Genomic DNA, 12,430 nt, shown 5'->3' with positions numbered 1-12,430 from the left:
CGGCACCACCTACACCGGTCGAGATGCCGCGGCGACCAGCACCGCATGCAGCAATCTCGCCTGGATGCCCGCCTCGGCACCGTGCTGCACCACCTCGGCGAACGCGATTCCGAGCGCGTGGCCTACATCGAATTCGCCTGGTGCCGTGGCCTTCCCGGCCAAGCCGGCTCGCCAGTCCCGGTAACCGCTCACCACTTCGGCGAGTGTGCGGTCCGGCTGCGGATCCCGGCGCAGGTATTCCTCGATCAGGACACGCTGCGCCTGCTTGCGCGCTGCGCCGCCACCGGCGTCGTCGAGGGCCCGGCCCAACTCGTGCAGCGTCGCCGGATAGATCTCCGATCGCGCCGGCTCGCCGCCGGATTCCGTGGTCGGGTCGGCCGCCGGTTCTCGCGCGGTGCGCAGGTCGAGCGTCATCGAGCTGAGGGAGCCCTCGTCGCCCGGTTCACGACTCCATCGCACCGTGCCCCGTTCACCGCCGAGCTCCGCCACCGCGACCGAATTCAGCCGGATCATCGGGTACTCGGTGAGAACACGGTCCACCGCCGCCAGAAAGTCCCGTACGGGCGGCAGCTGGAGGCCGGGTGTGTCGAACCCGGTCACCTCCACCCCGTGGCGCTCGGCCACTGTCCGTGCCAGCCAGCCGATCATCGGATCGGACGCCCGCTGTTCGCGGGAGCGGCGCCGATCATCCGCACGTGCCTTGTCGCGGGACGGACGGCCGGATCGTGGCGGGGAACCGTGCCGGGGATTCGACTCCGGCCGGCCGGGAGATCCGGTCTTTCCGGGAGTTTCGCTCCTTCCCGGTGTGCCGGAAGGGCGAGGCGGCTGCCCTCCCCACGGCGTATCGCCCCGTTTCGGCGGTGCCGCTCGGCCGCCGGACGAGGCGTCCGTGGCCCGCGGCGCGTTGCGGCGGTCGGCGGGAGGCGGTGCCGACGAGGACGGCGGCGGCGCCGACACGGAGGAGGGCCGGCGATCGGAATCACCGGCCGGGTGTCGCCCGTCCTGCCCGGACGGATCGGACGTCGGCCGATCCTGATTCCACGGCGAGCGGGACTGCGCCCCATCCTGCGGGACGGTCCGCGCCGGAGAACCGTTCGGTGACTGCGAGCCACCGGCCGGGGGTTGTCCGGCGCGCCGCGCCGGACCGTCGGCGACCGCGGAATTGCGTGCCGGAGCGGACGCGGCGGGGTCGTACGGGACCTGTGCACCGGTATCGACCGGCGCCGTCGGGCCGGCCGCATTGTCCGGTCGAAGCGTCGGCGAGCTCCCGCCTCCCGGAGTCCGATCCTCTGCCGCGTCGGCCAGCCGGGCGGCGTTGCCGGCATCCTGGGCGTCGAATTCGTCTGCGACACCGACGATTCCGGACGCCGTGCTGTGCAGCCCCTTCTCCATCGCCCGCACATTGGCCAGCATCTGATCGGCATGCGGTGTGAACTGCTCGGCGAACTGACGGCCCATATAGTCGTCGCCCCAGCTGCCGCGAGCCTGGTCCAGGCAATCCCGCAGTCCCGCGTAGGTCTGTCCGACGCGGTCGGCGAGTTCGCTCAGCCGTGCCCCCCGTTCGCGCAGACCGGCCAGGTCCAGTCGAAGTTCGCCGCTCATATTCCGCCTCGAACCGTCAGATCCGGCCGCCGACCCGCAGGCGGAGCCGTCGCTCGAAGTCGGTCACGAAAACCGACAGCGGCACCGACGAACTCGAGCGTTCCACGACACCGTCGTCGGCGACATAGAAGACCGCACGGTCCAGGGCGATGTCGTTGTCCGGCACCGGCGATCGCACCATCCAGCCCACGCTGAGCCGGTCGGCACGCAAGGACGACGGAGGGTAGTCCGCGGTGTCGTACCCGCGCTCGCGGATGTGATCGCGCACCAGCCTCAACGCCTCCGCTTCGCCGATCCCGGCGACCTCGCCGGCCACCAGATCGGCGAGGACGAACTGGAACAGCGCACCGGCGACGTCGGCCCCGGTGTCGGCACCGACCACCTGCACGATCGCCTCACGTGTCACCGCCGCGGCCTGCGCAGCCGACACCAGCAACGCGGCGGCATCCGGCGACGGATTCTCCACCACATCGGCGACTACTCGCGCCACCGTGTCGGCAGTCCACACCGCGGGCAGCGCCGCCGCGCATTCCGACACCGGAGCGGATTCGCCCCGGTACCACTGCCCCTCCTCCCACCAGTAGCAGAACGACAGCATGCCGGTCAGCACCCGCGGATTGAGCACCGGGTCCGCCACCCAATCCGGGGCTCCCGCAAACACATTCGGCATCGCGCCGCCCCTGTTGTAGGCGACGTCCAAGGCGGGGGCTTCCCACACGCCACCCGACAGCACCGCCCGATCCCCGGGAAGCAACGTCAAGGTCGACCCGCTGTGGGTCGCGCTTTCGAAGATGCCCACGGACGGGCCGATTCGTGGCCCCCGTTCCGAGCCGACCGCTACGAAGGCCGCGGCCAGCACCGCCCACCGTGCCCACAGTATCCGCAGGTCCGGCAACTCTCCCGTGACCGGCACCGCCCGCACGCCCGCATTCCGGTCCGCTCGCATTCCGTCCCAGGCGGCGCGCGGTGGCCTCGACTGGGATTCACCGCGCCCGAGGTAGGCCGCCAACCACACCGGCAGCCGCCGGCGCGGATGATGTTCCAGGTCGGCCAGGTAGGCCTGCGGTGCGAACAGCTGCTCCCCGGGAAACGGCTCGGCTCCGTGATCGACGACGACCTCGGCCTCCTCCGCGTCGGCGCGCACCACGATCCGCCACCACGGCTCGCTCTCCAGCTCGGCCGAGATCTCCCGGTGCCGGCGCACCCAGGCCCACACCTCGTCCGACACCTGACACCTGGTCGGCCCGTCACCGTCATCGACCAGGAACAACGCCGACTCGGTGACAACGGTCACCGCGAACGCCGCCTCCAGCCGCTGCCATCCGGGCGGTGCGAGCTCGCGCAGGCCCGTGGTGATCCGGTCCGCCACGTCCGCGAGATCCCTACTCCCGGACCCGATCACCGCACACTCCCTGATCCACGAAACGCCGATACGCGGCCACTCCCGCGGCTGCGTACCTCGGCCTCGGGAGGAGCAGAAGCAATTCCCACCACCGCCTCGATCTATCGCTCGTCAGGGCCGCATTCGGATCGAGAATTTCGTAACCGAGGCCCGCATGCAACCGGGCTGCTATTGCCAGCCCTGGAAAGTGGCGCGCACATCGGTGTGCGTTCCGTGCGCGGCGGCGGCGAGGCATTCGGCGGCGATCCGGAGGGCGCGGGGGAGTTGGTCACGGGGCACCGCGGTGTATCCCAGCGCGATGCCGAACGCCTGCCGAGGTCCGGCGTGGTGGCGGGCCAGCCCGTCGAGGAGGACACCGCGGCGGCGCGCGAGCGCGATGGCACGGCCTTCGGCCGCCGCATCGGGGAGGGGAACCACCAGGTGGGATCCGGCGTCGTCGCCGCGGATATCGAGGCCGTGGCGGCGTAGTTCGGTGACGGTGAGGGTGCGCCGGGGCGGCACTTCCCGGCGCAGTCGGCGCAGATGGCGGGCAAGATCGCCGTGGCGAGCGAGTTCGGCCAGCACCAGCTGACCGGCCGGGGCCGGCCAGGCGCCGGTCGACTCGCGGTGCTCCAGTACGGCCGCCACGATCCATGGGGCGGCGACCAGCCATCCGACGCCCAGGGTGGGCGAGAGGATCTTCGAGGTGGTGCCGAGGTGGACGACCAGATCGGGCGCGAGCCCGGCGAGCAGGGGCAGCGGTGCGCTGTCGTAGCGCAGTTCCCCGTCGTAGTCGTCTTCGATGATCACCGCGCCGGTGCGCCGCGCGAAGTCCACGAGCTGGATCCGGCGCCCTGCGGGCATCCGTACGCCGAGTGGAAATTGATGTGCCGGAGTGCAATACACCGCGCGGACATGAGCGGGAATCGATTCGACCAGGATCCCGTCGCGGTCCATCGGCACCGGGACCACCTCGACTCCGGCGGAACGAAAGGCGCCGACCGCGCGCAGATATCCGGGATCTTCGATGGCGACGGCATCGCCGGGCCGCAGCACCGCACGGGCGAATTCGGCCACGGCGGAACTGGTTCCGGCGGTCGCGATGATCCGTGCCGGTTGATCGACGCGCAGTCCGCGATGGCGCAGCAGATGTTCGGCGACCATGGCCCGATAGCCGGGATCGCCGGCGCGGTCCTTGCGCACCGCTGGGCCGCGATCGCCGGCAGCCCGCCAGGCTCGTCGCCATGCGGCGCTGTCCATCGCCTCCGCGCAGGGGGCGCCGGGCGCGAGGTCCAGCAGCTCCCCGGCGGAATCCGAATCCGCCTGGGCGCCGGCATGGTTCGAGGCAGGCGCGGGTGCCGCGGTGAGGTATGTCCCCGATCCGTGCCGCCCGGAAATCCAGCCCTCGGCATGTAATTGGTCGTAGGCGGCGGTGACCACGGTGCGGCTGACGCCGAGGCGGGCGGCGAGGGCTCGCGAGGAGGGCATACGGTCACCGCCGCGCAATCGCCCGTCGGTCGCGGCGTTGCGCAGCTCGTCGGCGATCTGTACCGACAGCGGACGCCGGTCCGATCGATCGACCGCGAGCGGCAGCTCGTCCACGGTTGTTCTCCGATCCGCTCCGAAGTGGACTTCTCGAAAGCCGGCGTATTGGCCATTTCATAATGCCATTCGCCGCGCGATGCTGTTCCCATGTCCGCCACACCAGTCCCCAGACCTGCGCTTTCTCCTACCCGCCGCAGTACCGTCACTCGCTACCGGGACCGCGCGGCGACCGACCGCGCGGCATTGGACGACGTTCTCGACGCCGGCTTGATCTGCCATATCGGCGTGCTACTGCACGGCGCGCCCGTCGTGCTGCCGACCATCTACGGACGGGTGAACGACACGCTCTATCTGCACGGATCGACCGGTGCGGGCAATATGCGCGCCGCCCTCACCGGCGAGATCTCGGTCGCGGTGACGTTGGTCGACGCGATCGTGTATGCCCGCGCGGCCATGCACTTTTCGATGAACTACCGCTCGGCCGTCATCCATGGCCGCCCGGTCGAGGTCACCGATCCCGAAGAGCGGCTGCGCGCGTTGCGCGCCATCGTCGAACATTCCGCCCCCGGCGCCTGGGACACCGTCCGTGCGCCCGACAAGAAGGAACTGGCGGCCACCCTGGTTCTGGCTCTCGACCTCACCGAAGCCTCGGTGAAGACCCGTACCGGCGACCCCTCCGACGATCCCGCCGACCTGAACAGCGACGCCTGGGCGGGTCTGCTTCCGGTCCGCTACGCCTTCGGCACGCCGACCCCGGCGCCCGACCTGGCGCGCCCGGTGGCTGTCCCGGACCACGTGGTGGCGCGTATCCGGACCGGCGAATTCGCCGAAACAGAGGGAGCGATCTCCCCTCGGCGGTAATACCGGATCACCAGACGGTGACCGGCACCTCGAGCCGCTCGATTTCCTTGCGCGCGACATCGACCAGAGCAGCGGGGGATCGGATGTATTCCTGATCGAGGCCCACCAGCGCGAGGGTGTACGTGTGCCCGATCCTGCACAGGTAGGCGGCGAGACGGGTGCGAGGCAGCGCCGTCGATTGCAGTCCGGGATGAATCGCCCGGGCGGCGACGCCGGTGCAGCGATGGGGACCCAGCTGGGCCAGCGAGGCCGGGAGGGTGCCGATATTCGAGCACAGGATGTCACGTTCGCCCGCACCGCGGGAGAGCCGGTGGGCGACGCGCGCGGGGAGCACCTGCAGCAGTTCCGGGGGCATGCCCGGGGGACCGGACATCCGGTATTCGTATGCGGCACGGCACTTCTCGCGCAGGATCGCGGGTGTATCGGTGCGCTCGACCACCACTTCGGTCATGGCCATGTCGTTGTTGACCCGGCGATCGTCGCGGGTGTCGACGGGTACGGCGGCGGTTATCGATGGATCGGGGAAGCCGCTGTCCCACAGCATCTTCGCCACGACGTGGAGGAACAGGCTGTTGGCCGTGCCGCCCCGCCCCGCCGCGGCCAGCTCCCAGTCCGCCGCCGGAAACTGCAGCACCGCATCGGATGTCGTCGCCGTCTCGGCGCCGCGGCCCGGCCCGCCATCGGATCCCCTGGGCACCCCGTGTCGCAGGGCGCGCGCGGTGCCGGACACCACCGTGGACCACTGCCGGGCGGCATCGGCCCAATCGGACTGCGGGGCAGCGTAATCCGTGACCGGCGTGCCGGACAGGGCGTGGTCGACGGCCAGTGCCAGACCGCGTCCGTCGGCGAGGGCGTGGGAACATGTCAGCGCCACCACCGAACCGCCCTCACGCAGCGCCGCCGCGGACAGCCGCCAGCCCGGCCCGAATTCCGGATCCAGCTCGTAACCCTGTTCGTCGGCCCAGCTCAGCAGGTCCGCGGTGGTGATGCCGCCGCCGGCGATGCGCAATGGATGGGCCCCGTCGTTGCGCCGCCAGTACGGCCTGGCACCCGGAACCCGCGGCCGGACGACGCGGCGCCCGAGCGGGCCGACGCGCAGGGCGGCGTGGATCTGTTCCAGCAGCCGGCGATCGATGGGATCGGCGGTGCGCCACAATCCTTGCAGCGCACTGGGAGTGCCCAGACCGCGATGGGCGCGCAGGAAGATCTCGTCGACGACGGTGAGCCGGCCCATCGCCGCTCAGGCCGACGATCCGTGCCGGCCCGCGCCACCGGCGAACCGCTGCGCACCCTCGAGCGCGCCGTCGGCCAGCGCGGTGACGCCGTAGCGGAACTCGCGCGCCATCGCCTCCGATTCGTCCAGCCCCCACTGCTCCAGCGCCGACATCCGATCCGAGCGCAGGCACGTCTGCGGCAGCGCGGCCAGTTCGGCGGCGAGCCGCTCGGCGGCGGCGCGAGACTCACCGGGAGCCACGACCTGGCTGACCAGTCCCATCTGCAGCGCCTCGGGTGCGGCGACCGCACGGCCGGTCAGGATCATGTCCATCGCCCGGCCGTGGCCGATGATGCGCGGCAGTCGCACCGTGCCACCGTCGATCAGCGGGACGCCCCAGCGGCGGCAGTACACGCCGAATGTGCTGTCCTGCTCGGCGATTCGCAGATCGCACCACAGCGCCAGTTCCAGTCCACCGGCTACGGCATAGCCGGAGACCGCGGCGATCACCGGCTTGGTCAGCGTCATGCGCGTGGGGCCCATCGGCCCGTCGCCGTCCTCGGCCGCCCGGTTGGATTTCTCGGTGCCCAGCGATTTCAGATCCGCCCCGGCGCAGAAGGTGCCGCCCGCGCCCCAGAGCACCGCGACCGCCGCCGTCTCGTCGGCATCGAATTCGCGGAACGCCGCCGCCAGCGCCTGTGCGGTCGGTCCGTCGACGGCATTGCGTGCCTCGGGACGATCCAGGATCACCGTGAAGACCGGCCCGCTGCGCTCGATTCGTACGCTCACGAATTCGACCATACGGCCCGCCCCGGCCCTTGCGTCAAGAAATGAATGTGTGATTCACTTCTTGCGTGGCGTACCGCAGAACCCCCGCCGTGCAGGCGCGACTGGACGCCCAGTCGCGCGCCATCGTGCACGCGGCCATGAAGGTGCTCTCGGAGCAGGGCTTCGGTGGGCTGTCGATGGCCACCGTCGCCGCGGAGGCCGGGGTCGCCACCGGAACCGTCTACAAGAGCTTCAGCGGTAAGGCCGAACTGGTCACCGCCGTGTTCCGCGACGTCGTCACCCGGGAGGTCGCCGCGGTCGCGCAGGCCGGGGCGGAGGGCGGCGTGGTCGAGCGCGTCACCGCCGCGGTGGAGACCTTCGCCGGGCGCGCGCTGAAGAATCCCAAACTCGCCTACGTCCTGCTCGCCGAACCTGTGGACGCGAGCGTCGACACCGAACGCCTGCGCTTCCGCCGGGCGTTCGCCGAAACCTTCGAGACCGCGATCGCCGACGGTGTCGGCGCCGGGCAGCTGCCGCCCCAGGATCCGCGCACCACCGCCACCGCCCTGGTCGGCGCCATCGGCGAGGTGCTCGTCGGCCCGCTGGCCGAGCAGTTGCAGAGCGAATCCGTGGTGCCCGAACTCGTCGCCTTCGCCCTGCGGGCCCTCGGCGCGCACGAATAGGAGAACTCATATGGCCACCCACGAAGTGTTCAACCAGGTCCCGCCGATCACCCCGTTCGACTTCTCCCGCAATCCGGCCCTGATCGAGGGCCTGCACCGCGAGGGCGCCGGCTGGGCGGAAGCCGAGGTGCGCGAATTGGGCGCGCTGGCAGGCAGTGTCGAGGCGCAGGAGTGGGGCCGGCTGGCCAACGAGTACCCGCCGGTGCTGCACACCCACGATCGCTACGGCAATCGGGTGGACGAGGTGGAGTTCCACCCCTACTGGCACAACCTGATGGACGTCGCCGTCCGGCACGGCCTGCACGGCAGCCCCTGGCTCGACGACCGGCCCGGCGCGCACGTCGCCCGCGCCGCGAAGTTCTACACCTGGGGCATCGCCGACGCCGGACATATGTGCCCCATCTCCATGACCTACGCCGCGGTTCCGGCACTGCGCCACAACCCCGAACTGGCCGCCCGCTTCGAGCCGCTACTCGGTTCGCGCACCTACGATTTCGGCCTGCGTGAGCCCTCCTCGAAGGCCGGGCTGATCGCCGGGATGTCGATGACCGAGAAGCAGGGCGGCTCCGACGTTCGCGCCAATACCACTACGGCCACACCGCAATCCGACGGCACCTATCGCATCGTCGGGCACAAGTGGTTCACCTCCGCGCCGATGTCGGATATGTTCCTGACGCTGGCGCAGGCGCCCGGCGGCCTGTCCTGCTTCCTGCTGCCGCGGGTGCTGCCCGACGGCACCCGCAATGCGCTGCGGCTCCAGCGCCTGAAGGACAAGCTGGGCAACAAGTCCAACGCGTCCTCGGAGATCGAGTACGAGAACGCGACCGGCTGGCTGGTCGGCGCCGAGGGCGCGGGCGTGAAGACCATCATCGAGATGGTGAACATGACCCGGCTCGACTGTGTGATCGGTTCCGCGACCGGTATGCGCACCGGCGTGGTCTACGCCGCCCATCACGCCCGTCATCGGGAAGCGTTCGGCGCCGAGCTGATCGACCAGCCCGCCATGCGCAATGTGCTGGCCGATCTGGTGATCGAATCCGACGCCGCGACGACGGTGATGATGCGGCTGGCCGGTGCCACCGACCGCGCCGCGACCGACCCCGCCGAGGCGGCGCTGCGCCGAATCGCGTTGGCGGTCACCAAATATTGGGTCTGCAAGCGGGCCCCCACGCATGCGGCCGAGGCGCTGGAATGCTTCGGCGGCAACGGCTACGTCGAGGAATCGGGTATGCCGCGGCTGTACCGCGAGGCGCCGCTGATGTCGATCTGGGAGGGCTCGGGCAATGTGGCGGCGCTGGACGCGCTGCGCGCCATGGGCCGTCAGCCGGAGACGGTCGAGGCGTACTTCAACGAGGTGTCGCTGGCCCGCGGCGCGAACCACCACCTCGACGACGCGATCGACCGGATCGGCAAGGAGCTCACCGACCTCGGCGATATCGAGTTCCGCGCCCGGCGCGTGGTCGAACTGATGGCGTTGGTGCTGCAGGGCGCGCAGCTGGTGCGCCACGGTCATGCCGCGGTCGCGGATGCGTTCTGCGCCAGCCGATTCGGTGGCGACTGGGGGATCGCCTTCGGCACCCTCCCGGTGGGGGTGGATACCGAGGCGATCCTGCAGCGCGCCTTCGTCTGATCCGGCTCAGCCGACCGGCTCGCTCGACATCTCCCACGGGGCCTGCGGCAATACGTCGCCGGTCTCGAGGAGGGATTTGAGATTGGCCAGCACCGCCGGCCACCCGCTCGAAATGCCCTGCAGCATCTCCTGATTCGGCAGATTCTCGTGGGTGACGGTGAGCCGGACGATATCGCGGTGCGGTTCGATGAGGAAGGTGACCAGCGACGGCGACCGGTCGGCATCCGGCATGTCCTCGAAGGTCACCACGAGGCGGTGCGGCGGATCCAATTCGATCACCTCGCCGACGACGTCGACGGCGCCCGAGCCGTCGACGCGGCGGTGTTCCCAGCTCGAACCCGGTTGCCAGTCGGACACATTCGCATGTCCCCAGTAGCGGGCGGTGAGATCGGCGTCGGTCAGTGCCTTCCACACCTGTTCGGCGCCGGCGTGAATGTAGGTGACGTAGACGTAGGTGGGCACGGTCGTGCTCATGGCGTACTCCTCAGCCTGATTTCTGATGGCCCGGATCGCATCCAGTCGCGGCCTGTCGAAGACGGAGATCCATCGTTGTTCGATGTCGTGGATTGGTGCCGGATTGATGTAGTGCACCCGTTCCCGCCCGCGTCGCAGCACGGTGACCAGGCCGGCTCGCACCAGGATGTCGAGATGCTGCGTCACCGACTGGCGCGCCATCTCCACCCGCTCGCACAGTTCGCGCAGGGTCTGCCCGTTCTGCTCACGAAGCCGGTCCAGTAGCAGTCGCCGAGTCGGGTCGGCCAATGCCTTGAAAACCACGTCCATATCCGGTTCGGGTCGCACGGGAAAATTATGCAGGTATTTACCTGCATAAGTCAACGAGGCCGGGTGAGCAAGCACACCCTTCCGCTATCCGACACTGGACGACGCGCTCACCGACCTGTTGCCGCGGTGATCGCAAGCACTCGGTTCTGCACCGCGGCCGGCCTCACGGGGCGGCGGCGAGGGCCAGGCCGATCAGGCCCACCACCTTGAGCAGCTCCAGCCCGATGTACCAGTAGTGCGCCGTCGAGCGCGGTCCGTGGGGGTGGCGAGTCAGCGGTGGCCGCGATACCACCGGATCAGCGCATCGGTCGACGAATCCGATTGCGGTGCCGGATCCTCGGCGGAGGTGAGCAGCGGCTCCAACGCGAGCGCCTGCTGTTTGCCCAGTTCCACGCCCCACTGATCGAAACTGTCGATCCCCCAGATGGTGCCCTCGACGAAGACCTGATGTTCGTAGAGCGCGATCAGCTGTCCGACCACCGACGGGGTGAGCTGCGGAGCCAGGATCGCGGTGGAAGGCCGGTTACCGGGCATCACCCGATGCGGCACCAGGGCCGGATCGAAATCCGGAGTGCCGCCGTCCTCGGCCTCGATCTCCGCCGCGGTGCGCCCGAAGGCCAGCACCTTCGTCTGCGCGAACAGATTGCTCATCAGGATGTCGTGCATGCTGCCCGATCCGTCGCGCGTCGCGAGATCGTCGGTGGGACGGGCGAATCCGATGAAATCGGCCGGCACCAGCCGGGTGCCCTGATGCAGCAGCTGATAGAAGGCGTGCTGTCCGTTCGTGCCGGGTTCACCCCAGAAGATCTCGCCGGTCGAGGTCGTCACCGGACTGCCGTCCAGGCGCACCGATTTGCCGTTCGACTCCATGGTCAGTTGTTGCAGATAGGCCGGGAAGCGCGCCAGGTCGTTGGAGTACGGCAGCACCGCGCGCGACTGGGCGCCGAAGAAATTCGAATACCAGACGCCGAGCAGACCCAGCAGAATCGGCGCATTGCGCTCCGGCGGCGCGGAGACGAAATGTTGGTCGACACTGTGCATTCCGGCCAGGAATTCGGCGAAACGCTCCTTGCCGATCACCGCCATCATCGACAGCCCGATCGCGGAATCCACCGAATAGCGGCCGCCGACCCAATCCCAGAACTCGAACATGTTCGCGGTGTCGATGCCGAAATCGGCCACCCGCTGCGCATGGGTGGACACCGCCACGAAATGTTTGGCTACCGCGTCCTCGCCGAGCGCCGCCACCAGCCAGCGCCGCGCCGCGGTGGCATTGGTGAGCGTCTCCAGCGTCGAAAACGTCTTGGAGGCAACGACGAACAGGGTGTGCGCCGGATCGAGGCCGTCGAGCTTCGCGATCAGATCCGCCGGGTCGATATTGGAGACGAATCGCGCCGAAATACCGGCATCCGCATAGTGCCGCAAGGCTTGATACAGCATGGCGGGCCCCAGATCCGAGCCGCCGATGCCGATGTTCACCACCGTGGTGATGCGTTCACCGCTCGCGCCGCGCCACTGTCCCGAGCGCACCGCATCGGTGAAATCGCCCATCCGGCGCAGCACTTCGTGCACCTGCGCGCCCGCGTCGGCGCCGTCGATCGTCATCGAGGCACCGGGCGGCAGGCGCAGCGCGACATGGCCCACCGCGCGGTCCTCGGAGGTGTTGATGTGCTCGCCCGCGAACATCGCGTCCCGGCGCTGGGTCACACCCGCCGTCTCCGCCAGATCGAGCAGCAGATCCAGGGTTTCGCGGGTGATGCGGTGCTTGCTGTAGTCGATGTGCAGATCGCCGACCTCGACGGTCAGCTCGCGTCCCCGCTCCGGATCCTCGGCGAAGAACTCGCGCAGATGCCGGTCGGCCACGGCCGAATAGTGATCGTGCAGTTTCCGCCAGGCCGCCGTCGCGGTGATGTCGCTGCTCACCCCCGCGAGATTACAGACCCGTTTCGCTACGCGCAGGTAGT

11 protein-coding genes are annotated in these 12,430 nt (G+C 69.6%); 3 read left to right on the top strand and 8 right to left on the bottom strand.

Features of this window, described 5'->3' with window-relative positions:
- Positions 1-9: 9 nt before the first annotated feature.
- From ON23_RS23635 to pdxR, 3 genes are all read right to left on the bottom strand, one after another.
- A complete protein-coding gene (locus ON23_RS23635; RefSeq protein ID WP_039780862.1) occupies positions 10-1,602 on the bottom strand; it encodes a hypothetical protein in 1,593 nt (530 codons plus the stop codon).
- A gap of 16 nt (positions 1,603-1,618) precedes the next feature.
- On the bottom strand, positions 1,619-3,004 hold the full coding sequence (locus tag ON23_RS23630; protein WP_039780861.1) for a hypothetical protein: 1,386 nt from the start codon (positions 3,002-3,004) through the stop codon (positions 1,619-1,621).
- A 168-nt stretch (positions 3,005-3,172) separates the two neighbouring features.
- Positions 3,173-4,585: a MocR-like pyridoxine biosynthesis transcription factor PdxR gene (pdxR, locus tag ON23_RS23625; protein ID WP_051043210.1), complete on the bottom strand. Its 1,413-nt coding sequence runs from the start codon at positions 4,583-4,585 to the stop codon at positions 3,173-3,175.
- Between the two features lie 90 nt (positions 4,586-4,675).
- Between pdxR and ON23_RS23620 the strand changes: the two genes are divergently transcribed.
- Positions 4,676-5,389, top strand: a complete 714-nt coding sequence (locus ON23_RS23620; protein WP_051043207.1) for a pyridoxamine 5'-phosphate oxidase family protein — start codon at positions 4,676-4,678, stop codon at positions 5,387-5,389.
- Positions 5,390-5,396: 7 nt separating this feature from the next.
- Here ON23_RS23620 and ON23_RS23615 read toward each other — a convergent pair whose 3' ends face one another.
- Positions 5,397-6,623, bottom strand: a complete 1,227-nt coding sequence (locus ON23_RS23615; RefSeq protein ID WP_039780860.1) for a WS/DGAT/MGAT family O-acyltransferase — start codon at positions 6,621-6,623, stop codon at positions 5,397-5,399.
- 6 nt (positions 6,624-6,629) lie between these two features.
- Positions 6,630-7,403, bottom strand: coding sequence for a crotonase/enoyl-CoA hydratase family protein (locus tag ON23_RS23610; RefSeq protein WP_039780859.1), 774 nt, complete (start codon positions 7,401-7,403; stop codon positions 6,630-6,632).
- Positions 7,404-7,456: 53 nt separating this feature from the next.
- Between ON23_RS23610 and ON23_RS23605 the strand changes: the two genes are divergently transcribed.
- The gene (locus ON23_RS23605; RefSeq protein ID WP_039780858.1) at positions 7,457-8,053 is read left to right on the top strand and encodes a TetR/AcrR family transcriptional regulator; all 597 of its coding nucleotides are present in this window, start codon (positions 7,457-7,459) and stop codon (positions 8,051-8,053) included.
- 10 nt (positions 8,054-8,063) lie between these two features.
- Positions 8,064-9,683 carry an acyl-CoA dehydrogenase family protein gene (locus ON23_RS23600; protein WP_039780857.1) on the top strand — a complete coding sequence of 540 codons (1,620 nt, stop codon included), beginning with the start codon at positions 8,064-8,066 and terminating at the stop codon, positions 9,681-9,683.
- A 6-nt stretch (positions 9,684-9,689) separates the two neighbouring features.
- On the opposite strand, the gene ON23_RS23595 is transcribed toward ON23_RS23600, so the two are convergent.
- The 3 genes from ON23_RS23595 to pgi all read right to left on the bottom strand — a co-directional run bounded on the left by ON23_RS23595 (position 9,690) and on the right by pgi (position 12,389).
- Positions 9,690-10,460, bottom strand: coding sequence for an ArsR/SmtB family transcription factor (locus tag ON23_RS23595; RefSeq protein WP_218001115.1), 771 nt, complete (start codon positions 10,458-10,460; stop codon positions 9,690-9,692).
- Between the two features lie 169 nt (positions 10,461-10,629).
- The gene (locus ON23_RS39610) at positions 10,630-10,758 is read right to left on the bottom strand and encodes a hypothetical protein (RefSeq protein ID WP_275942043.1); all 129 of its coding nucleotides are present in this window, start codon (positions 10,756-10,758) and stop codon (positions 10,630-10,632) included.
- Positions 10,737-12,389 carry a glucose-6-phosphate isomerase gene (gene pgi / locus ON23_RS23590; protein WP_039780864.1) on the bottom strand — a complete coding sequence of 551 codons (1,653 nt, stop codon included), beginning with the start codon at positions 12,387-12,389 and terminating at the stop codon, positions 10,737-10,739. Before pgi ends, ON23_RS39610 begins: the two co-directional genes overlap by 22 nt.
- Between the last annotated feature and the right edge of the window lie 41 nt (positions 12,390-12,430).

Source organism: Nocardia cerradoensis NBRC 101014, from assembly GCF_000308535.1.
GTDB lineage: Bacteria > Actinomycetota > Actinomycetes > Mycobacteriales > Mycobacteriaceae > Nocardia > Nocardia cerradoensis.
Note: the sequence above shows the minus strand (reverse complement) of the source record. Positions and strands in the feature narration are given on the sequence as shown.